Here is a 22,849-nt window from a genome sequence, read left to right as displayed (position 1 = left end):
ATGGCAGAGATCATCCTGGTCCTGAACGCAGGCTCGTCAAGCCTCAAGTACCGCGCCTACGATGTCCATGACAACGCACTGAGGCTGGTACTGCGCGGCAGCATCGAAGGGCTTTACACCGCTCCGGCGTTTCGCGCGGCCGATGCGGCCGGCGCCGAAGTCGAAGCCAGGCAGTGGGATGCCGGCACCCAGCTCGGGCACGAAGGCGCTATCGCCTACCTGGCGGATTTCCTGCGCGGCCATGGGGAAGGGCATACGCTCGCCGCGGTGGGGCACCGGGTGGTGCACGGCGGCGTGCGCTTCACGCAGCCGGCAAGGGTGACCGATGCGCTGCTGGCGGAGCTCGACACGCTTTGCCCGCTCGCGCCGTTGCACCAGCCGCACAATCTCAAAGCCATCCGCATTCTCGCGCAGCGGCGTCCGGCCTTGCCGCAAGTGGCGTGTTTCGACACCGCCTTCCACCGCGCGCAGCCCGAAGCGGCGCAGGCGTTCGCGCTGCCGGTGGAGATTACCGGACGCGGCGTCAGGCGCTATGGCTTCCATGGATTGTCCTACGAGTACATTGCCAGCGTCCTGCCGCGCATCGACGCCGCCGCGGCCGCGGGCCGAACCGTCGTCGCCCATCTCGGCAATGGCAGCAGCATGTGCGCACTGGTGGCGGGGCGCAGCGTGGCCAGCACCATGGGCTTCACCGCCGTGGACGGGCTGCCCATGGGAACGCGCTGCGGCAGCCTGGATCCGGGCGTGATCCTGTACCTGATCGGCGAGCTCGGCATGGATGCCGGGGCCATCGAGGACCTGATCTACCGCAGGTCGGGGTTGCTCGGCATGTCCGGCGTGTCGAGCGATATGCGCGCACTGCTTGCCAGCGACGACGCGCGTGCCCGCTTTGCGGTCGAGGTGTACACGTACCGCATCGCGCGCGAGCTTGGCTCGCTCGCCGCGGCCGCGCAAGGACTGGACGCGCTGGTATTTACCGCGGGCATCGGCGAGCATGCGGCACCGGTTCGCGAGCGCGTGTGCCGGCAGGCGGCATGGCTGGGCGTAAGCATCGATGCCGCGGCCAATGCGCGTAACGGGCCGCGGATCAGCGAGGTATCGGGCAAGGTACCCGTCTGGGTCATCCCGACCGACGAGGAGTTGATGATCGCCAGGCATACCCGGGAGATCATCGCGACGCCCGCGCCATGACCGCCGAACCGGCAGAGCAGTGGACCGACGGGGCGCGATGGGCGCCGCGTCAGCAATGAACCTTCAGGGGACGCGACATGACACCCGAGAACAGACAGCCGATTCTCGCCAATGCCAGGGCACTCGTCTGCGGGATTGCGAACACGCATTCCATTGCCTACGGTTGCGCCAGGGCCTTCCACGAACTGGGCGCGGAAGTTGCCATCACCTATGCCGGCGAAAAAGCCCGTCAATATGTCGAGCCGGTGGCAGAGGAACTTTCCGCCCCGATCTTCCTTCCGCTGGATGTGACCAGCGAGGCGGAAATCGATGCGCTGTTCACGCGGATCCGGGACCAGTGGGGAAAGCTCGATATCCTGTTGCATTCGGTGGCCTGGGCCCCGAAGGACGACCTGCAGGGCGGCCTGCTCAATTGTTCGGCGGAAGGCTTCGCCCGGGCCATGGACGTTTCCTGTCACTCTTTCATACGCATGGCCCGCCTGGCGGCGCCGCTGATGCGCGATGGCGGCACGATGTTCACCATGAGCTATCACGGCGCCAACAAGGTGGTGCCGAACTATAACGTCATGGGACCCGTGAAAGCGGCGCTCGAAGCGGTGTCGCGCTACCTGGCGTACGAACTTGGCCCGCAGGGTATCCGCGTGCATGCGATCTCGCCAGGGCCGCTCCAGACCCGCGCCGCATCGGGCCTGAAGGATTTCGACCTGATGCTCGCCGACGCGGTGCAGCGCGCGCCGCTCGGCGAACTGGTCGACATCATGGACGTGGGCTACACCTGCGCGTTCCTGGCCACGCCGTACGCCCGGCGGCTGTCGGGTGAAACCTTGTATGTCGATGGGGGCGTCAACATCATGGCCTGAGCGCCGGGTGTGACCGGGCGCCCGCGCCAGTTATTGCCCGCTGGCCTGCAACGCCAGCGTGACGACACGCAGCGTGGCGTCGTCGGGGCACGGTGTGTCGGCAAATCCCAGGCGCTTCGCCAGGCGTCGCATGGGGGTATTCGACGACAGCACATAGCCGTCCATGCGCCGATAGCCGCGGCGCCTGGCAACATCGATCAGTACCCGCAGCAACTGGCTGGCGAGGCCCAGCCCATGCCAGTCGTCACTGACCGTCACGGCGAACTCGCAAGCGTCGCTGCCCGGTGCGGCAGCATAGCGGGCGCCGCCGACGATGGCGGGCGCGTCGTTCTCCGTGGCGATCGCCACCAGGGCAAACTCGCGCTCCGGCGACGGATGCGTCGCCTGCTCGAGCATTGCCTCCGGCAGTTGCCGCATGGCCGCCATGAAGCGGGTATACCGCGCATCGGCGGACAGCTGGTTGAACGCGGCCAGCAGGCCGGCCTTGTCACGTTCGCCGATCTCCCGCACCAGGAGCTCGCGACCGTCGCGCACGGTGACGTTGAATGGTGCAAATACGGTTGCCGGATCGCGCTCTTGCATGGGCAGTGAAGATAGATGAGGTGAGCAGGGAATAACCTGGGCGGATCCAGTTCATAGTAGTTGATGCGCAATGCCGGTGCCGGCACACGCTTGCAACTCCCCATTTCATGCCTAGACTCCATATGAGCAACCCGTGCGCTTGCTTGCACGGCTTGCGATCCCGCCATGTCCGCTGTCCGCCCTTCCCGTTGGCTGGCAGGCCTTCTTCTGTACGGCCTGATGGGCGCGCTCAGCCTTTGCGGACCCTCTGCCGCAGCCCAGCAAGCTCCGCCATCGCCAAATCCGCCAGCGTCGTCCCCTGCCGCCACCGCCGCGACCGGCCAGGCCACTCCCGCCACGCCGCGCGGCCTGAACCTTGCCAACAAGCCCCGTACCGGCGACTTCGACGTGATGCTCAAGAGCCGCGTCATTCGCGTGCTGGTGCCGTACAGCCGCACGCTTTACTTCAGCGACAAGGGCCGCGAGCGCGGACTGACCGCCGAGCTGGTGCGTGACTTCGAGCGTTACCTGAACAAGAAATACGCCGACCAGCTCGGCAAGCGCCCGCTGACCATCGTCATCATCCCGACCACGCGCGACCGGCTGCTGCCCGACCTGATGGCGGGGCTTGGCGATATCGCCGCCGGCAACCTCACCGAGACCGAAAGCAGGCTCAGGCAGGTGGACTTCACCGCGCCGCGCGACCGCAAGCCGGTGCGCGAGCTGGTGGTCACGGGGCCAAAGGCGCCGCCGTTGCAGCGCCTCGACGATCTTGCCGGAAAGACCGTGCATGTCCGTCGCGCCAGCAGCTATTTCGAAAGCCTGACCGTGCTGAACGACGGCCTGCGCCGCGCCGGCAAGGCGCCGGTCAAGCTGGTCATGCTGCCCGACGCGCTCGAGGACGAAGACGCGCTCGAGATGCTCAACGCGGGCGTGCTGCAGATCCTGGTGGTCGATGACTGGAAGGCTGCGACGTGGGCGCAGATCCTGCCGAACGTCAAGGTGCGCGATGACCTGGCCGTGCGCGATGGTAGCTATACCGGCTGGGCCTACCGCAAGAACAGCCCGCAGCTGCGGCAGGCAATCGAGGACTTCTACCTCAATGTCGTCAAGAAGCAGGGCGGAGCGGAGTACCGGCTCAAGCAGACCATGCTGCGCATCAAGCAGATCAAGAACAATACCGACGATGCCGAGTACAAGCGCTTCCAGCAGACCATCGCCTTCTTCGAGAAGTACGGCAAGGACTATGGCTTCGACCCGCTGATGCTGGCCGCGCAGGGTTTCCAGGAATCACAGCTGAACCAGGAGGCGCGCAGCCATGTGGGCGCGGTCGGCATCATGCAGATCATGCCGGCCACCGGCAAGGAACTGAATGTCGGCAATATCCGGATGGCCGAGGCCAACGTCCACGCCGGCGCCAAGTACATGGACCGGCTGATGACGAAGTACTTTCCCGACGCGCATTTCTCGGAAGCGGACCGGCCGCTGTTCGCCTTCGCCAGCTATAACGCCGGGCCGGGCAATATCGCCAAGATGCGCAAGGAAGCGGCGGCGCGCGGACTGGATCCCGACAAGTGGTTCAACAACGTCGAGATCGTGGTGGCGGAGAAGATCGGCATCGAGACCACCACCTATGTGCGCAATATCTTCAAGTACTACGCGGCGTACCGGCTGATGCAGGACATGCAGGCGTCGCGCGAGCGCGCGATCAGGCAGGTGCAGAAATAGCGGCGGCAGCCAAACCATAGAGGGCCTCCTGGCAACTACCTGCGGGACCGTTGCTGGCAAGAGGGCTGCGCCTCAGACATGCCCGAGCAACTTCCACCAAAGCGGACCCACGACCAGCCAGATGACCATGTAGATCAGGCTCATGAAGAACCCGGCCTTCCACCAATCTCCTTGCGAAACATAGCCAGCGCCAAACATTACGGGACCGGAACCGATGCCGTATTGCGTCAGACAACCGTTGATGTTGCTCAGAATGCCAAGGGCCACGGCTGCGGTGAAGGGAGGGATGCCAGCGGCAACCATCAGTGCCATCGACAGTGGAAACAGAGCGCTGATATGTGCCGTGGCGCTGGCGAAAAAGTAGTGTATGTAGCAGTAGATTGCCGCCACCAGCATATAGACAGCCAGCCTCGGGAAGCCCTCGAGATAGGCGCCGAATTCCTTGCCGAACCACTTGACCATGCCGTATTCGTTGAGCTTGGACGCAAGCATGATAAGCAAGCCAATCCAGATCATGGTGTCCCACGCTGACTTCTCGTCGAGGGCATCCTGCCAGGTCAGCACACCGGTGATGAAAAGCAGCGAGACACCGATGGCAGCGGCGAGCGTCGCACTGATCTTCAGGTACTCGCCAAAAATCCAGAGGACCAGCAAGCCGATGAAGATCGCGCCCATGATGATCTCCTTGGAGGAGATGCTCCCCATCGCAGCAAGCTCTCTCTGCGCCAGCGCCGTCGCATCGGGCGTTTTCCGGATCTCCGGCGGGGCAATCCACAGCATGGCCAGGGGAATGATCGCCAGGCATAGCAACCCCGGGACGGATGCAGCCACCGCCCACTCAAGCCAGCTGATCGAGACCCCCTGGTCTGCGGCCAGCTTGACGGAAAGCGGATTACCTGCCATCGCGGTGATGAACATCCCCGCCGTAATGATATTCGCGTGGAAGGCACAAAGGATCAGATAGCTTCCTACCTTGCCCCGGGATTCGGGATCGCCGGCATGGCTGCCAAGCACTTCTGCGATCGCACGGGTAATCGGCAGCATGACTCCGCCGGCGCGGGCGGTGATGCTTGGCATGGCGGGCGAAATCAGCAGTTCGGTCATGGCCAGTCCGTAACCCAAGCCCACTGTCCGCTTGCCCAATAGTCGCATGAAGAGCAACGCGATCCGACGCCCCAGACCGGTCTTGATTACGCCGCGGGAAATGAAGAAGGCGAGCAGCACGAGCCAGACCAAATCGGTACCCGTGGATCTGGTCACGTCTGCAAAAGACACGACCCCAACCAGCACGCCTGCGGTTGCGCCAATGATGGCGACTGCCGCCATCGGCAGCGGTGCTGTCATGATGCCGGCAATGGTGGCAACGAATACTGCAAACATGTGCCACGCTTTTAGCTCTAGCCCGGCCGGCGGCGGAAGGAACCACAAAATAATGCCGATGCCAAGCGGGACCAGGAATTTCCAGGTCTTGCCAAGTTGACTGGCGGGAAGCGTTGGCTTCGTCGCGGGAGTACTCGACGGCGGCGTTTTCTTGGCATGAGACAGAGCCATGATTTGCCTCCTGATGGCATTGTATTTTGACGAGTTTCCAGCCTGAAGCCATGCATCTACAGGGCTGCCCGGACGCTGTCGGTTGCCGCTTTGACGATGCTTGCGCTGCGTTGCAGGGACGTACGCTCAATGGCGTCAAGGTCCGGGTAGGCCAGCAGTTGGGCGCCGGTGCTATTGAGCACCAGCGGCAGCGACAGACATACCTCGGAAATTCCTTCGATTTCGGCATGCACAATACCGACCGTGATGATCAGGTCGGTGTTGTGCACGAGAGCCTCGCAGATGCGGCCGATCGCACTGGCGATGCCATAGTGGGTGGCACCTTTTCCTTCCTTGATCAGCTTGGCTGCTTCGTGGACGGAACGCAGAATCAGATCGCGGCTGGCAGGCCCGAGCTCCTTGCCGGTCTTGGTCAGGAATGCGTCGAGGGGCATCCCGGAAACCGTCGCCCCGGACCAGGCGATCAGTGCGGACTCGCCGTGTTCGCCCAGGACGTACGCATGAATCGCCGGTGCGACGACGCCCAGGCGCTCGGAGAGCAGCGAGCGCAGTCGCCCCGTATCGAGCGAGGTGCCAGTACTAATGACACGCGCCCGCGCGCAACCGAGGCGGTCAAATACGACAGCGGCAAGAACGTCGCAGGGGTTGGCGGCAATGACGTAAATTGCATTGGGTGCGAGCCCGGCCACCCGATCGACAATTTCGAGCGCGACTTCCGCATTCGTCTTGGCCAGGTCCAGGCGTGTCTGGCCCGGTTTCACACCGACGCCGGCCGTTATCACGATGATATCTGCGTCGCGGGCGTCTTCGTATTCACCAGCGTGGAAGCGATTGTGCCCCCAGAACGCCGCGGCATGGGCCAGGTCGAGCACCTGTCCTTCCGCCCGGACTCGCGCGAGGTCGATGACGACGATCTCTGCGCTTGGAATGGCCAGAGCCGTAAATAGTGCCGCTGAGCCGCCCACCAGGCCCGCCCCAACAATGACAATCTTGGGCTGACGCATCGCATGCCTCCGTTGGGACATGTATTCAACGGCCCGACTTATCGGCATCCACGCCTTTCAGTGGTGAAGATGCCACGGCGCGCGAATGCCCCTAAATTGCATTGACATGGTATGGCCGGGATGGACGGATATGCCGCTCGATGTTAAGTCTTGCTGGTTGCGCCAGACGCAAGGGAGGCGTAGCTGTCGAATTCGCCGTATGAACACTAGGGCAACCATGCACCATTTTCAACCCCACCTCACAGCCGGTCCGCGCACTCACGGGAGCTCTGATTCGTCCCGCGTATCAGCCAGTCGGCGCGCGGCCATTGATTAGCCCGGCTTATAAAGCCTTTAAGCATCCATTTGCTACTCAGTCCGGCATGAATCCGCGAAGATGCGGCGGATGACAACGCGTCGATTTGCTCCCTGGACCCCTTTGCAGCGCCGGGCGCCGCGGCTGCTCGCCAGTGCGCTGCTTGCCCTGCCAGCTTGCTTGCCGACCCAGGCCATGGCCTGGTTGCCGCAGTCCAGTTCGAACCAGACCCTCATGAAGATTCGCCTGACCGTCAACGGCCAGAGCGCCACCGCCACGCTGTACGACAACGCTACCGCGCGCGATTTCGCCGCATTGCTGCCGCTATCGCTGACGATGGAGGACTACGCCACCATCGAACGCGTCGCCGGCCTGCCGCGCAAGCTGTCCACGCAGGGCGCGCCTGATGGCATGGCTCCCGTGGCCGGCGAGCTGACCCATTACGCACCGTGGGGCAACCTGGCGATTTTCATCCAGGGCCGGTCCTATGCGCGCAGCCTGCTGCCGCTTGGCAAGGTGAACGAAGGCTTGCCCATCCTGGCACAGCCGGGGCCATACCAGGTACGGATCGAGCGGGTTGAACCCTGACGCGTGCCGCGCGACGTAGAGGCCGTGTGGCCCGTGTCATTGGCCACCGCCCCGGTTTTAATCCATCAAGGAGGCTCATGCACGACCTCAAGACCCTGGCCCTGTGTGCCACCGCGCTGCCATGCGCAGTCGCCTGCGCAGCAGGTCCGCAGGCAAGTTCGCCGCCGGGCGCACCCGCCCAGCAGATCGCACGCGCCGGCAGCCAGCCGTCGATGGCCGGTCCCGCCGACTACTTTACCGGCCGGGCGCGGATCGATCCGGTCTGGCCGGCCGACTCGCATATCAACGCCTCCGGCGGGCTGGTGACGTTCGAGCCCGGCGCGCGCTCGGCCTGGCACACGCACCCGGCCGGGCAGCGACTGGTGGTGATATCGGGCGTGGGACTCACGCAGGAATGGGGCAAGCCGGTGCAGGAGATCCGTCCCGGCGATGTGGTCTGGTGTCCCCCCGGTGTCAAGCACTGGCACGGCGCTGCGCCCTCCACCGCGATGACCCACCTTGCCGTCACCGGCACCGTGGAAGGAAAGAACGTCACATGGATGGAGAAGGTCACCGATGCGCAATACAACGCCCGCTAGGCTGCGCCGGGGTTTGCGGGCCGGCGTGATCGCACTGGTTATCGGCTGCGGCCTTGTCGCCGCGAGCCGTGCTGCCCCGGCAGCGGAGGAGTCCCGCAACATGACCAGCACGCCAGCAGCCGCACCTAGCCCAGCTGAAACCCTGACCGCGCGCCAGCAGGCCATCGTGCCGATCGGCGCGCTGGGTGCCGCAGGCGACATCGCCAGGCTGAACGGTGCCTTGAACCAGGGGCTGGATGCCGGCCTGACGGTCAATGAGGTGAAGGAAATCCTGGTGCAGCTATACGCCTACGCCGGCTTTCCGCGCAGCCTCAATGCGCTGGCCGAACTGATGAAGGTGGTGGAAGGGCGCAGGCAGCGCGGCATCCGGGACGCAGCCGGCACCTTGCCCAGCCGCCCCCCGCCGCAGGGCGACGCGCTGCTGGCCGCGGGAACCGCCAACCAGACCCGCTTGTCCGGCGCGCCGGTCAAGGGCGCGTTGTTTGACTTCGCCCCGGCCATCGATGACTACCTGAAGACCCACTTGTTCGGCGATATCTTCGAGCGCGACAACCTCGACTGGCAAAGCCGCGAACTGGCCACGCTCGGCATGCTGTCGGCGCTGCCCGGCACCGAGTCGCAGCTGCAGGCGCATATGCGTATCAGCCTGAACGTCGGCCTCACGGCCGCTCAACTGCGGCAGCTTACCCGCGTACTTGCCGAACGCGTGGATGCCGACAGCGCCCGAAGGGCCGGCGGAGCCCTGGCGCGGCATCTGGCCACTGCCCCTGGCGCGAAGTAGAACGGTTGCCGCGGCTGCGTCGCGGCCGCTTCGGGGCACACCACAAAACTGTACTCCCTGCCCGCCCTCCGCTTTGTACACACCGGCCAGGCCGCCGGAAATCTACTCTGGTGTCACCGCAACGCTCCGGCCGTCCTGGCTCCGCAAGACAGGACGGGCCGGGCGGCGCCCCGTTACAGGACACCAAGCCAATGAGCACCCCCAAGCCTGAAACAGGCCACATCGCCCCCTATACCCATCCCGCCGCCGGCTGGGGCGCGCTGAAGTACGTTGCCATCAACCTGATCAAGGAGAAGGTGGCCGGCGGCAACTACAAGATGCTGTTCAAGCAGAACCAGGCCGACGGCTTCGACTGCCCCGGCTGTGCCTGGCCGGACCGGCAGCATGCCTCGACCTTCGAGTTCTGCGAAAACGGCGTCAAGGCGGTGGCGGCCGAGTCGACCAGCATGCGCGTGACCCCGGAGTTTTTCGCGCAGCACACGGTGACGTCGCTGATGGCGCAGACGGACTATGAGCTGGAGCAGCACGGGCGCCTGACGCAGCCGATGGCCTACGATGCGCAGACCGACAAGTACCGGCCGATCGCCTGGGACGAGGCCTTTGCGCTGATCGCGCGCCACCTGCGCGCGTTGCCGGATCCGAACCAGGCCGCGTTCTATACCTCGGGCCGCGCCAGCAACGAGGCCGCGTTCCTGTACCAGCTGTTCGTGCGCGCCTATGGCACCAACAACTTTCCCGACTGCTCCAATATGTGCCACGAGGCCACTAGCCGTGGCCTGCCGCAGACCATCGGCGTGGGCAAGGCCACCGTGGTGCTGGATGACTTCGAGCATGCCGACACTATCCTGCTGTTCGGCCACAACGCGGCCACCAACCATCCGCGCATGCTGGGCGAACTGCGCGAATGCGCCCGGCGCGGCGCCACCATCGTGTCGATCAATCCGCTGCGCGAGCGCGGCGTGGAGCGCTTCACCAGCCCGCAGCACCCGGTGGAGATGCTGACCGGGTCCAGCACCAAGATCGCGTCGATGTTCGTGCAGCCCCGGCTGGGCGGCGACTTTGCGCTGATCAAGGGCATGGCCAAGCGCCTGGTCGAGCTGGACGACGAGGCCATCCGTCACGGCCGCGAGCGCCTGATCGACGTGGACTTCGTGCGCGAGCACACCGTCGGTTTCAGCGACTTTGTCGATGACCTGCGTGCCGAAAGCTGGGCCGACATCGTTGCCGAGTCGGGCGTGCCGCAGCAGGATATCGGAGCGCTCACGCAGGTCTATGCGCGCGGCAAGCGCGTGATCGCCTGCTGGGGCATGGGGCTGACGCAACACAAGCATTCGGTGCCGACGGTGCAGATCCTGTCCAACCTGATGATGATGCGCGGCAATATCGGCCGCCCGGGAGCCGGGCTGCTGCCGGTGCGCGGGCATTCCAACGTGCAGGGCGACCGCACGGTGGGGATCGAGGAGAAGCCCGAGCCGGAATTCCTCGATCGCCTGCAGGCCGCCTTCGGCTTCGAGCCGCCGCGCCAGCATGGCTATGACGTGGTGCACACCATCTCGGCGATGCTGGCGGGCAAGGTCAAGGTCTTTGTCGGGCTGGGCGGCAACTTCTCCACCGCCACGCCGGATACGCCGCGCACCTTCGCGGCGCTGCGCCAGTGCGACCTGACCGTGCACATTGCCACCAAGCTCAACCGCAGCCACCTGGTGCACGGCAAGGAAGCCCTGATCCTGCCGACGCTGGGCCGCACCGAGATCGACCAGCAGGACGGCGTGGCGCAGGGCGTGACGGTCGAGGACTCGGTCTGCATGGTCCATATCTCCTTCGGCATGAACGCGCCGGCATCGCCGCACCTGTTGTCGGAGATCGCCATCGTCGCGCGCATGGCGGCGGCCACGCTGGGCTCGGAGACGATCGACTGGCTCTGGTATGCGCAGGACTACGCCCGCATCCGCGATGCCATCGAGCAGGTGATCGACGGCTTCGACAGCTATAACGAGCGCGTGGCGGTGCCGGGCGGCTTCCACCTGACCCCGCCGGCGTGCCACCGGGTCTGGCATACGCCATCGGGCAAGGCGCAGTTCCTGGTCAACCGCATCGACAAGGACACCCCCATCAACCGTGCGCGCCAGCAGTATGGCGACCGGCTGATGGTGATGATGACCACGCGCTCGCACGACCAGTACAACACCACGATCTATGGCCTGGACGACCGCTACCGCGGGGTGTTCGGCCTGCGCCGGGTGGTCTTCATCAACGCCGCGGACCTGGCGCGGCTGGGCCTGGAGGCGGGGCAGCACGTCGACATCACCAGCGTCTGGGACGACGGCGTACAACGCCGGGTCGAGGACTTCGTGCTGGTCGAATACGACATCCCGCAAGGGTGCGTCGGGGCGTACTACCCCGAGACCAATCCCCTGGTGCCGCTGGAGAGCACAGGCGATGGCTGCGGCACGCCCACGTCCAAGTCGGTGCCGGTGCTGCTGACGCCGTCACGGCACCAGCCCGAAGTGGTGTCACGCTGATCTTCCCGTGCACCGCTGCGACGAACGCTAGCCACGACCCCGGATGAACGCTCCCCTCTCCCGCCGTGCGGGAGAGGGGAGGAACCACGCGCGTGCAAGGCTGCATCAATATTCTTCAAGAGACTCCAGATGGAATCCACCGAACTGGCCGGACACACCGGCTTTGAAACGCGTGACATCGTGCGGCACAAGCGCTGCGAGACCCAGCCGGCTACCGACAACGTCGCCGAAGAATTGCCGGTGGCGCTGGTGTACAACGGCATCTCGCATGCGGTGATGATGTGCACGCCGCTGGACCTCGAGGCCTTCGCGGTCGGCTTCTCGCTGACCGAGGGCATCGTCGCACGCAACGCCGAGATCCACGATCTCGAGGTGCGCATGCATGCGCACGGCGCCGAAGTGCAGATGGAGATCAGCGAACACGCCTTCGCCACCATGCGCGCGCGCCGGCGCGCGCTGGCCGGACGCACCGGCTGCGGCGTGTGCGGTCTCGAAAGCATCGCGCTGCTGGACCTGGAGCCGGCGCGCATGCCCGAGCCGGCTGCCCCGATCGTGCCGTCGCGCGCCATGATCGATCGCGCCGTCGCCGCGCTGCCGTCGCACCAGCGGCTGATGCAGGCCACCGGCGGCGTCCATGCCGCGGCCTGGTGCGATGCCGGCGGCGAGATCCTCCATGTGTTCGAGGATGTCGGCCGCCACAATGGCCTGGACAAGCTGATCGGCCACCTGGCGATCCAGCGCGTGGACATGGCGGACGGTTTCGTGCTGCTGTCCAGCCGCGCCAGCTATGAACTGGTGCGCAAGGTCGCGCGCATGAACATCCAGATGCTGGCGACGATCTCGGCACCGACCGCGCTGGCCATCCGCATCGCCGAGCAGGCCGGTGTGCGCCTGCTCAGCTTCTGCCGGCAGGACGGTTACGTCGACTACACCAGTGCGTCTATGCAAGGCACGCGCGGAGACGCGGCATGCTGAACTTCGACGAGGCCCAGGCCGTCTTCGCAATGTGCGCGCAGCCGGTGCGCGAGACCGAGACCGTGTGGCTGGGCCTGCTGACCGGCCGCGTGCTGGCCCGCGACGTGGCCGCGGTGATCGATACGCCGGCGGCCGACCGCAGCGCCATGGATGGCTATGCGGTGCGCTGCGCGGACTGCCGCGCCGATGCCTGCCTGCCGCTGCAGCAGGTGGTCTATGCCGGCACCCGGCCGCAGCCGCTGCTGCCCGGCCATGCCATCCGCATCTACACCGGCGGCGTGATCCCGCCCGGCGCCGACGCCGTGGTCGCGCTGGAGGATGCCGACGAGACTTACCAGGGTATGGTGTGCGCGCGCCCGCCGCTGCCCGGCCAGCACATCCGCCGCCAGGGCGAGGATGCGCGCCGGGGGGACCAGCTGCTGTCGGCAGGCACCTTGCTGCATGCCGGCCATATTGCCGCGCTGGCATCCCAGGGCGTGGCCGAGGCCGAAGTCTGCCGGCTGGTCGAGGTGGCGATCCTGACTTCCGGCGACGAGGTCGCCGTGCACGACGAGCCGAGCGACGTGTACCAGGTGCATGACGTCAACGGCCCCATGCTGGAATCGCTGGTGCAGGCGATGGGTGCGGTGGTCAGCTGCCACCGCCATGTGCGCGACGACGAGCGCGCGCTGCACGACATGCTGCGCGAGCTGGCCGGCGCCGCCGACCTGGTGCTGGTCACCGGCGGGGCCTCGGTCGGGCAGCGCGACCTGGTGGCGGCGGCGCTGGCTTCCGCCGGTGGCGAACTGCTTTGCCGGGGCGTCAACATGAAGCCCGGCAAGCCGGTCACGGTGGGGCGCCTGCGCGGCAAGCCCGTGGTGTGCCTGCCGGGTAATCCCGCTGCCGCCTATGCCACCTTCGCGCTGCTGGTGACGCCCTTGCTGCGCCGCCTGCAAGGACGGTCGGAGCTATTTCCGCCAGTCGGCCGGGTCAGGGCGGCATTGGCCGGAACGCGACCGCACCGCGGCGATGCCTTCTGGCGCGTGGGCGAGATCGGCAATTTCGGGGGGCGCGACAGCTTCGTGCAGGTCAATGCACAGCAGGGCGCGGCGTCCGTATCCGCGCTCGGCCAGGCGTGCGGCTTCGTGCGGGTGGAACCCCAATGCGCCGGATCCCTGCAAAACGTGCCGCTGCCGTACTATGATCTCCAGCGTTGGCTCAGCTGATGCCGGCGGCGCGTGGCCGGCGCAGGCAGCGGGCCGGGGCCGCAGCGGACGGCAAGCAAGGGGAGCGCGGCGTGAAACTCTATGAAAAGCTGGCTGCGGATATCGAGGCCCTGGTGCAACAGGGCGTGCTGCTGCCCGGCGAGCGGATTCCCTCGGTGCGGCAGACCAGCCAGCACCACCGCATGAGCATTACCACCGTGATCCGCGCCTACGTGCTGCTGGAGAGCCGCGGCATCATCGAAAGCCGGCCGCAGTCCGGCTACTTCGTGCGCGCGCGGGCGGGCGAGCCGGTGGCCGCGCTGCGCCCGTCGCGGCCCAGCGCCAAGCCTTCGGCGGTGGATGTCAGCGCGCTGGTGCTGTCGACGCTGCGCTCGATCCGTTCGGACGAGGCCGTGCCGCTGGGTTCTCCCTATCCGGATCCTTCGCTGTTCCCGTGGCAGCGCATCAACCAGTACGCCAACAATATCGCGCGCCGCTATGCCAAGTGGACCATGCTGGACGACCTGCCGCCCGGCAGCCCCGAGCTGATCCGGCAGATCTCGCGCCGCTATCTCGAGAACGGCTACGCCATCGACCCGAACGAGGTCATCGTCACCATCGGCGCGACCGAGGCGATCAACCTGTGCCTGCAGGCGGTGGCCAGGCCCGGCGATACCATCGCGGTGGAGTCACCGACCTACTACGCCATGCTCCATGCCATCGAACGGCTGGGCATGCGCGCCATCGAGGTGGCGACCGATCCCGCCGATGGCATCGACATCGATGCGCTGGCGCGGCTGATCGATGAAAAGGGCGTGGCCGCCTGCATGGTGATGCCCAACTTCCAGAACCCGCTCGGCTTCCAGATGCCGGACCAGAACAAGCGCGCGCTGGTGACGATGCTGACCGCGAAGGACATACCGGTCATCGAGAACGACGTCTACGGCGAACTTTATTACGGCGAGGCCCATCCCAGTTCATTGAAGGCCTATGACGAGGCCGGCATCGTGTTGCATTGCTCCTCGTTCTCCAAGACCCTGACCAATGCCTACCGCATCGGCTGGGCGCTGCCGGGGCGCTACCGCGAGGCGGTGGAACGGCTCAAGTTCCTCAATACGCTGACCACGCCGGCGATTCCGCAACTGGCGATCGCCGAGTTCCTGAAGAACGACGGCTACGATTTCCACCTGCGGCGCGTGCGCAAGGCCTATGCGCAGCAGGCCAGCATCATGGCGGCCACGGTGCGCCGGTTCTTCCCGGATGGCACCACCACCTCGCAACCGGCGGGGGGCTACGTGCTGTGGGTGCAGCTGCCCGCGGGCATCGACGCGATGGAGATGTACCACGCCGCGCTGGAGCACCGCATCACCGTGGCGCCGGGGCATATGTTTGCGCCGGGCGCCACCTATCGGCACTGCATCCGGCTGAATTACAGCGGGGAATGGTCGCCCGGCATCGAATCCGCCGTGCAGACGCTGGGCAAGATCGCGCAGCACCTGCTGGCGCGCAGCCGCGAGCAAAGTGAGGATGAACGCTAGCATGCAGGACGCCGACATCGATCCCGCCATCGTTGCGGTGCTCCAGGTGCTGTGCCAGGCCGGCCGCGACGGCGGCGGCCCCTGGTCGCTTGCCCGGATCGCCAAGCGTTCCGGCCTGCCGATGAGCGTGCTGCGGCGCGTGCTGACGCAGCTGCAGGCGGCCGGACTGGCCGACATGTCGATCGACGAAGCGGGTCGCGGCCATGCGAGCCTGACCCCGGCCGGCGCCGAGCTCGCCGCACAGGTTTTCCCCGAAGCCTGACATCGTGCCGGCTCCGGGGCCGCGGCTCAGCCGCCCACCAGCGACATGCGTACCGTGGGATATTGCCGTTTGCCGCTGGCAAACCTTTCCGCGCGTATTCCGGCGCGCAGCTCCGAATAACGGTCGCCGCGCGCCTGCCATGCCTGCCGGATCGCCTGCGCCAGGTCTTGCTCCGGGCACGCGGCGCCCAGATGCTGGCGCAGGTCGACCGACCGGGTGGCAAACAGGCACAGGTGCAGCCGGCCATCGACCGACACGCGGGCGCGGGTGCAATCGCCGCAGAACGGCTGCGACACGCTGGAGATAAAGCCCAGCTTCAGGCTGCCATCGGCCAGCAAGAAATTGCTGGCGGTCTCGCCAGCGCGCCTGGCGAGCGGCAGCAGCGCATGCGCGCGCTCGATCGCAGCGCGCAATTCCTCCGACGGCACTACGCGCGCTTGCGACCAGCCGCTGGGACCTTCCACGTCCATATACTCGATAAAGCGCAGCGTGACGCCGCTGCCGCGAAAGTGTTCGACCAGCGGCAGCACCTGGCCGTCATTGGTGCCGCGCTCGACCACGCAGTTGACCTTGACCGGGGCCAGGCCGGCGGCGCGGGCTGCGTCGATGCCCTCCAGCACGCGGCTAACCGGAACTTCCACATCGTTCATGGCGCGGAAGATGCCGTCATCCAGGCTGTCGAGGCTGACCGTGACCCGGTCCAGCCCCGCGTCGCGCAGTGCGCGGGCCTTGCGCGCCAGCAGGCTGCCGTTGGTGGTCATCGCCACAGCCACCGGCTTCCCCTCGCGCGTGCGCATCGCGGCAATCCGTTCGACCAGTGACTCGATGCCCTTGCGCAGCAGCGGCTCGCCGCCGGTCAGGCGCACCTTCTCGACGCCCAGGCCGACAAAGGCGCGCACGATGCGCAGCAGTTCGTCATCGGATAGGCGTTGCGCGGGCGTGAGGAACGGATAGTCGCGCCCGAAGCGCGACTTGGGCATGCAGTAGGTGCAGCGGAAATTGCACTGGTCGATCACCGACAGGCGCAGGTCGCGCAGCGGGCGACCAAGCTGGTCGAGCACGGCGGGCGTGACGGGGCCCGGCACGGCGGCGGGATGGCCGGACGTGGCCGGCAAGGCTTGCACAGGCGCTGCTTGCATGGGGAGTCTCCATAAGCGTATGCGGTCCATCGTAGGTGCCGGCGACCGCGCAGCAGGCGTACAAAGGGGCCGGCGTGCAAGCAGAACAGTTGCGGCCCGAGCGCTGCGGCGTCAGGGGTGCGGCTCGCGGATGCGTACCGTGGCGGTCTGGCCGGCAATCAGCTGGACGCCTTCCGGGACCGGATCGAGCGCGATGCGCACCGGTATCCGCTGCGCCAGCCGCACCCAGTTGAAGGTCGGGTTGACGCTCGGCAGCAGGTTCGGGCCGAGTGCGCGGTCCTGGTCCTCGATGCCGGGCGCGATGCTCTGCACCTGTCCGTGCAGCGGCGCGCGCTGCCCCATGACATGCACTTCGGCGGCGCTGCCGATCCGGATGGCGGGCAGCTTGGTCTCCTCGAAATAGCCCTCGACGTATTGCGAGCCGCTTGCCACCATCGACAGGGCCGGCTTGCCGCGGGTGGCGAAGTCGCCGGCGCGCGGCAGGCGGTCACTGACCTGGCCGTCGACCGGGCTGGTGACGCGGCAACGCGCCAGGTCCAGCGCGGCGACGTCGACCGCGGCCCGAGCCTGGTCGAGGCGCGCCTGTGCGGCGGCTACGGCGGCCGCGTTGCGGAGCCGCCGCGCCAGCGCCAGCGCCGCGCGTGCCGACGCAGCCTCGGCCTGCGCCTGCTCCAGGCGCAGGCGGAAGCGCTCCGGATCCACCTCGAACAGCACCTGGCCGCGTTGCACCCGCGCGTTGTCGCTGATCAGCACGGCCGTGACGGGACCCGAGACATCGGGCGCGACCTGGATCACCGCGGCGCGCACGTGGCCGTCGCGGGTCCATGGCGCCGCGGTGTAGTACTGCCAGAGGTGCCAGGCGGTCATCGCCGCGGCGGCCACCGCGGCCAGGGTCACAGCAACCGGGACGAGCAGCGAGAGCTTGCGAATCATGATGGGGCCTGCCAGACGAGCGCGACGATGGCGCCCAATACGAGGATGTACAGCGAGAGGTTGAACAAGGACCGGTGCCACACGATGCGGTAGAAGGCGACCCGGACCAGCACGGCACGCAGTGCGGCGGTGACCGCGAACGCGGCCAGCATCCACACCACGGTGGCGGGCACGAACACGCCATACAGGTCGAACTCAGTGGCGTGCATGGCGTCTTTCCTGGTCATGGGGATAGAGAGCAAGGCGCAGCGTGGCGAGCGCCGTCAGGGTGGAGCGGGAGCTGCCGTGCGCGGACGTGGCCAGCGCCGCGAAGGCCGCGTCGATCTGCGCAGCCAGCGCCGGCGCGGGCGGGATGGCATGGCCGGCACGCGCGCAGTGGCGGTAGTGCCGCGCGACCCCGGCAAGCACGCGGGCGACTGCGCGATCCGTGGCGCGCCGCAGCGCCAGCACGGCAACTTCGACCAGGAAGTCGGCCAGCGCATTGGCCGCCTGCTCATGGCTGGCATGGTTGCGGCGCGTCAGCGGCGGCCACTGGCGCAGCAGGCGGTCGAGCAGGCGGCCGCGCAGCCGCGCGCTATTGACCGGCGCGCGCGGATGGGCGGCCAGCGCGATCTCGTTCCAGTTGGCGCGCGCCAGCCGGTATGCCACCAGCTGCTGGCCAAACGGCTGCATCAGCACCGCCCACAGCGCGGCGAACACCAGTGCCGCCAGGCTTGCCAGGCTGCCGTTGAAAATGCCGGCAAAACTCGCCGTTCCCAGGTTCTGCGGCCCCGGGAACGACGCCGCGGTCACGGCCAGCAGCACGCCGAACAACGCGAAGCGCGGCTGCGTGGTCATCGCGCCGATCACCAGGTAAGGCCCGAACAGCAGCGCGGCGAGCGAGCCGAAGTCATGGGCCAGCTGCAGCACCACGAACTGGTAGTACCAGGACAGCAGCGCGCAGGCCACGCTCCACGCGATCACGCGGCCAGCCACCAGTCGCGGCTCGGGCGTGCAGGCGATGAAGCAGCTGGCCAGCGCCGCCAGGCCGACCGGCACGGCGCCGTCCACCCAGCCGGATGTCATCCACAGCAGGCCGGCCACCAGCGTCGCCGAGCCCGCCGTGGCGGCGCGGAACAATAGCTGCGCGTGGTCATGATGGCGCGCCTGGCCGGCCGGCTCCACGCGGTAACGCAGCGCCGCGGGCTCGCTGCCGCGCTGGCGCAGGCTGGCCTGCAGCAGGCGGCAGTCCTGCCAGAGGTCGCCCAGTTCATCGAGGTAGTCGAAGGTCGCCGCGACCAGCCGCGCGTGCCAGTCGGCGGGCGCGGTCGGCGCCGTGCCCGCCGGGTACCACGACGGCGGCGGGCGCGACGCGCCGGCCGCACCGGCGATCCAGTTAAGCATGGCGCGCAGGCGCTGCGCGACGTGCTCCGGCATGCCGGCGCGATGCCGGCGCAACGCGTCCGCGGCATCGGCCAGCGCCAGCACCAGTGGCAGCAGCGCGGTCATGCGCTGGTGCAGCGCGCGTGCGCGCCGCAGCATCTGCGCGTTGCCGGATTCATAGGCGAGCTGGGCCATCTGGGTTTCCAGCGCGAGGATATCGGCGGCGAGCGTGCTGAAGCTGTCGTGGCGTTGCCCCGCGCTGGCGCCGCCGGCCAGCATGTCGACGCTCCAGCGCGAGGCGTGCTCCATCCATGCCGCCGCGCGCGCGGCCAGCGCCGGCGCGGTGCGCGATGGGAACACCACCGCGCTGACCACGCTGGCGCAGACGATGCCGATCACGATCTCCTCGATCCGCGTCAGCGCGACGTCGAACACCGTGCCGGGGTGGGTCACGGTCGGCAGCGCCACGATCGGCAGCGTATAGGCGGCCAGCAGGCAAATGTAGTTGCGCGGTGCCGGCTCCAGCAAGGACAGGTAGAGCAGGGTGCCGGTCCAGCAGGCGATTGCCGCCATCAGCAGCACGGGCTGGTCAACCAGACAGGGCACCAGCGCCACCGCGCCGATGGCCCCCAGCAGCGTGCCGATGACGCGGTAGGCGCCCTTGGCATGCGTCGCGCCGGCGAGCGGGCTGGACACCAGGTAGACCGTCGCCATGGCCCAGTAGGGCCGCGGCAGGCCCAGCGCCAGCGCCGTGCCGAGCGCCAGCATCGCCGCGCCGAACACCTTGAGGGAATGCAGCCAGGGCGCAAGATCGGGAGCGCCCGCCCACGCCGCGGCGAGCGCGCCGGCCATCCCGGCAGGGCGTGGCCGTGGCGTGACGGGAGAAAGCGGGCGGGAAGCGGACATGGCGTCAGTGCGCGAGGCCCGCGGCGCGCATCAGCAGCTTCATCAGGCTGGCGCAGGCGAACACCGTGCCGACCCCGGCCAGCCACAGCGCCAGCAGCCAGCCGAGTCGGGCCGCCAGCGGTGCGCTCGGCGTCTTATGCGGAGTCCTGGCCATCAGTGGTACCCCTCGCCGCGCCGGACCTTGCCGCGGAACACGTAGTACGACCACGAGGTGTAGGCCAGGATGATCGGCACGATGAAGAGCGTGCCGACCAGCGCGAAGCCCTGGCTTTGCGGCGGCGACGAGGCGTCGAAGATCGAGACCGACGGCGGGATGATGTTGGGCCAGATGCTGATGGCCAGCCCGGTATAGCCCATGAAGACCATCAGCAGCGCATACAGGAACGGCGACACATTGGGCTGCCGGCGCAGCGACCGGTAGATGCCCCAGGCCGAGCCCAGCACCAGCAGCGGCACCGGCAGGAAGAACAGCAGGTTGGGCAGCGCGAACCAGCGCTGCGCGATCTCCGGGTGGGTCAGCGGCGTCCAGATACTGACCGCGCCCACCATCGCCAGCATCACGCCGGTCAGTACGTTGGTCACGCGCAGCATGGTCCACTGCAGCCGCCCTTCGGTCTTCATGATGAGCCAGGTGACGCCGAGGAACGCGTAAGTGATCACCACGCCAACGCCACAGAACAGCGGGAACGGCGCCAGCCAGTCGAGCGCGCCGCCGCTGAAGGTGGTGCCGTCCATGGCGATGCCGTCGATATAGGCGCCCAGCGTCACGCCCTGGAAGAAGGCAGCGACCACCGAGCCCCAGGTGAACGCGGCGTCCCAGTACGGGCGGCTGCGGTCGCTGGCCTTGAAGCGGAATTCGAAGGCGACGCCGCGGAAGATCAGCCCCAGCAGCATGAACACCAGCGGCAGGTAGAAGGCGCTGAGCAGCACCGAATACGCCAGCGGGAAGGCGCCCAGCAGCGCCGCGCCGCCCAGCACCAGCCAGGTTTCGTTGCCGTCCCACACCGGCGCGACCGTATTCATCATCACGTCGCGGTCATGGCGGTCGCCGACGAAGGGGAAGAGGATGCCGATGCCGAGGTCGAATCCGTCCATGATGACGTACATCATCACGCCGAAGAAGATCAGCGCAGCCCAGATAACGGGAAGGTTGATACCCATGTCGATCACCTGTTCAGGATTCGCGGCGGCCGTGCGGGGCCATCGCGTTGGGAGTGGAAGCGGTGGCGAGGGCGGCGGGAACGACGCTGCCGGGGCCGTAGGACGGCCGGTCGTCCGGATGGGGGTGCGGGTGGTGCGTATCCGGCGCCGGGCCGGCGCTGGCCAGCCTGAGCATGTAGCGGATGCCCACGCCGAAGCAGACGAAATAGACCACCACGAACAGCGCCAGCGACAGCGCCACCGGCCCCGCCTGATGCGCGGACACGGCATCGTGGGTGCGCAGCAGTCCATAGACCACCCATGGCTGGCGCCCGATCTCCGTGGTCATCCAGCCCGCCAGCAATGCGATCAGGCCGGTGGGCCCCATCGCCACCGCCAGACGCAGGAACGCGCGCGAGCGGTACACCGCGCCATTGCGGCGCAGGATCCAGCCGAGCAAGCCGAACAGGATCATCGCCACGCCCAGGCCCACCATGGCGCGGAAGGTGAAGAACACCACGGTGGCGTTGGGACGGTCCGCTTTCGGGAAGTCCTTGAGCCCGCGGATCTGGCCGTCCAGGCTGTGTGTCAGGATCAGGCTGCCCAGGCGCGGGATCTCGATGGCGTAGCGGGTTTCCTCGCGCTCCATGTCGGGAATGCCGAAGACGATCAGCGGGAAGCCGCCCTTGTCGCCGCTGGGCGCGGTATTCCAGTGCCCCTCCATCGCCGCGATCTTGGCGGGCTGGTGCGCCAGCGTGTTCAGCCCATGCGCGTCGCCCACCACCGCTTGCAGCGGCGCGGCCACCAGCACCATCCACAGCGCCATCGACAGCATCTTGCGCGCGGCGGGAACGGCGCGGCCATGCAGCAGCTGCCAGGCCGACGCCGCCGCCACGAACAGCGCCGTGGACAGCAGCGCCGCAATCACCATGTGCGCGAGGCGGTAAGGGAACGACGGGTTGAAGATCACCTCGAGCCAGTCGGTCGGCACCACCTTGCCGGCGACGACGACGTAGCCGGCCGGCGTATGCATCCAGCTGTTGGAGGCCAGGATCCAGGTCGACGAGATCAGCGTGCCCAGCGCCACCATCACGGTCGCGAAGAAGTGCAGACCCGGCCCGACGCGGTTCCAGCCAAACAGCATCACGCCGAGGAAGCCGGCTTCCAGGAAGAACGCCGTCAGCACTTCGTAGGTCAGCAACGGGCCGGTGATGCTGCCGGCGAACTGCGAGAAGCCGGACCAGTTGGTGCCGAACTCATAAGCCATGACCAGGCCGGAAACGACGCCCATGCCGAAGTTCAGCGCGAAGATCTTGATCCAGAACTGGTACAGGGTCCGGTACACCGGGTCTTTGGTGTAGAGCCAGCGCGCCTCCAGGAAGGCCAGGAAACACGCCAGCCCGATGGTGATGGCGGGAAACAGGATATGAAAGGAAACCGTGAATCCGAACTGGATCCGGGCAAGGTCCAGCGCTGTGAGTCCGTGCATCGATGTGCTCTCCGTGGGGTTGCCGCCGGCACGACTGCATGTCGCGCGACACTACGGACAAGGGTAGGGATGACGGCGTGGCTGGCAGGGATACAGTTTTCGCGGATCTGTTCAAGCTCAGTTGTCGAGGCTGAGACTTGATGGCCCACGAATCCCGACTGTTTTTCTCCCCTTTCCCGCTTGCGGGAGAGGGGCGGGGGTGAGGGCCGGCGCTGGCAATAGCAAGGGCATGTGCTTCGTGGCAGCGCCCGGGCCCCACCCC

Annotated in this window: 21 protein-coding genes; 11 read left to right on the top strand and 10 right to left on the bottom strand. The window is 67.2% G+C overall.

The window, feature by feature from the left end:
• Nucleotides 1–1,191, top strand: a complete 1,191-nt coding sequence (locus tag AC3FMM_RS27355) for an acetate/propionate family kinase (protein WP_115713696.1) — start codon at nucleotides 1–3, stop codon at nucleotides 1,189–1,191.
• Between the two features lie 77 nt (nucleotides 1,192–1,268).
• A complete protein-coding gene (fabI, locus tag AC3FMM_RS27350; protein ID WP_488687735.1) occupies nucleotides 1,269–2,051 on the top strand; it encodes an enoyl-ACP reductase FabI in 783 nt (260 codons plus the stop codon).
• 30 nt (nucleotides 2,052–2,081) lie between these two features.
• Here the strand turns inward: fabI and AC3FMM_RS27345 are convergent, their stop codons facing one another.
• A complete protein-coding gene (locus AC3FMM_RS27345) occupies nucleotides 2,082–2,633 on the bottom strand; it encodes a GNAT family N-acetyltransferase (protein WP_115713694.1) in 552 nt (183 codons plus the stop codon).
• 165 nt (nucleotides 2,634–2,798) lie between these two features.
• On the opposite strand from AC3FMM_RS27345, the gene AC3FMM_RS27340 reads away from it, so the two are divergent.
• On the top strand, nucleotides 2,799–4,340 hold the full coding sequence (locus AC3FMM_RS27340) for an MltF family protein (protein WP_116314124.1): 1,542 nt from the start codon (nucleotides 2,799–2,801) through the stop codon (nucleotides 4,338–4,340).
• 72 nt (nucleotides 4,341–4,412) lie between these two features.
• Here AC3FMM_RS27340 and AC3FMM_RS27335 read toward each other — a convergent pair whose 3' ends face one another.
• Together AC3FMM_RS27335 and AC3FMM_RS27330 are read right to left on the bottom strand one after the other, a co-directional pair.
• Nucleotides 4,413–5,891, bottom strand: a complete 1,479-nt coding sequence (locus AC3FMM_RS27335) for a DASS family sodium-coupled anion symporter (protein WP_488687734.1) — start codon at nucleotides 5,889–5,891, stop codon at nucleotides 4,413–4,415.
• 56 nt (nucleotides 5,892–5,947) lie between these two features.
• Nucleotides 5,948–6,895 carry a lactate/malate family dehydrogenase gene (locus tag AC3FMM_RS27330; RefSeq protein WP_488687733.1) on the bottom strand — a complete coding sequence of 316 codons (948 nt, stop codon included), beginning with the start codon at nucleotides 6,893–6,895 and terminating at the stop codon, nucleotides 5,948–5,950.
• A gap of 529 nt (nucleotides 6,896–7,424) precedes the next feature.
• Here AC3FMM_RS27330 and AC3FMM_RS27325 point away from each other — a divergent pair.
• From AC3FMM_RS27325 to AC3FMM_RS27290, 8 genes are all read left to right on the top strand, one after another.
• Nucleotides 7,425–7,778, top strand: a complete 354-nt coding sequence (locus AC3FMM_RS27325) for a cyclophilin-like fold protein (protein WP_326348248.1) — start codon at nucleotides 7,425–7,427, stop codon at nucleotides 7,776–7,778.
• A 77-nt stretch (nucleotides 7,779–7,855) separates the two neighbouring features.
• Nucleotides 7,856–8,356, top strand: coding sequence for a (R)-mandelonitrile lyase (locus AC3FMM_RS27320; protein WP_488687732.1), 501 nt, complete (start codon nucleotides 7,856–7,858; stop codon nucleotides 8,354–8,356).
• 100 nt (nucleotides 8,357–8,456) lie between these two features.
• Nucleotides 8,457–9,137 (top strand): carboxymuconolactone decarboxylase family protein, encoded by a 681-nt coding sequence (locus AC3FMM_RS27315; protein WP_488687731.1) that lies wholly within the window; start codon nucleotides 8,457–8,459, stop codon nucleotides 9,135–9,137.
• A 191-nt stretch (nucleotides 9,138–9,328) separates the two neighbouring features.
• Entirely contained in the window at nucleotides 9,329–11,659 is a 2,331-nt protein-coding gene (locus tag AC3FMM_RS27310) for an FdhF/YdeP family oxidoreductase (protein WP_488687730.1), read from the top strand.
• Nucleotides 11,660–11,788: 129 nt separating this feature from the next.
• Complete coding sequence (fdhD, locus tag AC3FMM_RS27305) at nucleotides 11,789–12,634, top strand: formate dehydrogenase accessory sulfurtransferase FdhD (RefSeq protein WP_473704781.1); 846 nt, start codon at nucleotides 11,789–11,791, stop codon at nucleotides 12,632–12,634.
• Nucleotides 12,628–13,839: a molybdopterin molybdotransferase MoeA gene (locus tag AC3FMM_RS27300; RefSeq protein WP_115713685.1), complete on the top strand. Its 1,212-nt coding sequence runs from the start codon at nucleotides 12,628–12,630 to the stop codon at nucleotides 13,837–13,839. The genes fdhD and AC3FMM_RS27300 overlap by 7 nt, the downstream gene beginning before the upstream one ends.
• Nucleotides 13,840–13,910: 71 nt before the next feature.
• A complete protein-coding gene (locus AC3FMM_RS27295; protein WP_115714280.1) occupies nucleotides 13,911–15,356 on the top strand; it encodes an aminotransferase-like domain-containing protein in 1,446 nt (481 codons plus the stop codon).
• 1 nt (nucleotide 15,357) lies between these two features.
• The gene (locus AC3FMM_RS27290) at nucleotides 15,358–15,618 is read left to right on the top strand and encodes a helix-turn-helix domain-containing protein (protein ID WP_115683408.1); all 261 of its coding nucleotides are present in this window, start codon (nucleotides 15,358–15,360) and stop codon (nucleotides 15,616–15,618) included.
• A 26-nt stretch (nucleotides 15,619–15,644) separates the two neighbouring features.
• Here AC3FMM_RS27290 and moaA read toward each other — a convergent pair whose 3' ends face one another.
• From moaA to AC3FMM_RS27255, 7 genes are all read right to left on the bottom strand, one after another.
• Nucleotides 15,645–16,757, bottom strand: a complete 1,113-nt coding sequence (moaA, locus tag AC3FMM_RS27285) for a GTP 3',8-cyclase MoaA (protein WP_488687729.1) — start codon at nucleotides 16,755–16,757, stop codon at nucleotides 15,645–15,647.
• 111 nt (nucleotides 16,758–16,868) lie between these two features.
• Nucleotides 16,869–17,690: an HlyD family secretion protein gene (locus AC3FMM_RS27280; RefSeq protein ID WP_116314132.1), complete on the bottom strand. Its 822-nt coding sequence runs from the start codon at nucleotides 17,688–17,690 to the stop codon at nucleotides 16,869–16,871.
• Nucleotides 17,687–17,899, bottom strand: a complete 213-nt coding sequence (locus tag AC3FMM_RS27275; protein WP_116314133.1) for a DUF1656 domain-containing protein — start codon at nucleotides 17,897–17,899, stop codon at nucleotides 17,687–17,689. Before AC3FMM_RS27275 ends, AC3FMM_RS27280 begins: the two co-directional genes overlap by 4 nt.
• The gene (locus AC3FMM_RS27270) at nucleotides 17,886–19,958 is read right to left on the bottom strand and encodes an FUSC family protein (protein WP_488687728.1); all 2,073 of its coding nucleotides are present in this window, start codon (nucleotides 19,956–19,958) and stop codon (nucleotides 17,886–17,888) included. Before AC3FMM_RS27270 ends, AC3FMM_RS27275 begins: the two co-directional genes overlap by 14 nt.
• 4 nt (nucleotides 19,959–19,962) lie before the next feature.
• Nucleotides 19,963–20,112: a DUF2474 family protein gene (locus AC3FMM_RS27265; protein WP_116314135.1), complete on the bottom strand. Its 150-nt coding sequence runs from the start codon at nucleotides 20,110–20,112 to the stop codon at nucleotides 19,963–19,965.
• Nucleotides 20,112–21,119 (bottom strand): cytochrome d ubiquinol oxidase subunit II, encoded by a 1,008-nt coding sequence (gene cydB, locus AC3FMM_RS27260; RefSeq protein WP_116314763.1) that lies wholly within the window; start codon nucleotides 21,117–21,119, stop codon nucleotides 20,112–20,114. The genes AC3FMM_RS27265 and cydB overlap by 1 nt, the downstream gene beginning before the upstream one ends.
• Nucleotides 21,120–21,132: 13 nt before the next feature.
• Nucleotides 21,133–22,587: a cytochrome ubiquinol oxidase subunit I gene (locus AC3FMM_RS27255; RefSeq protein ID WP_115713679.1), complete on the bottom strand. Its 1,455-nt coding sequence runs from the start codon at nucleotides 22,585–22,587 to the stop codon at nucleotides 21,133–21,135.
• Nucleotides 22,588–22,849: the final 262 nt, after the last annotated feature.

This window comes from Cupriavidus sp. 207A1 (assembly GCF_057798955.1).
The sequence above is the reverse complement of the archived record's forward strand: the minus strand, read 5'-3'. Positions and strand labels throughout refer to the sequence as shown.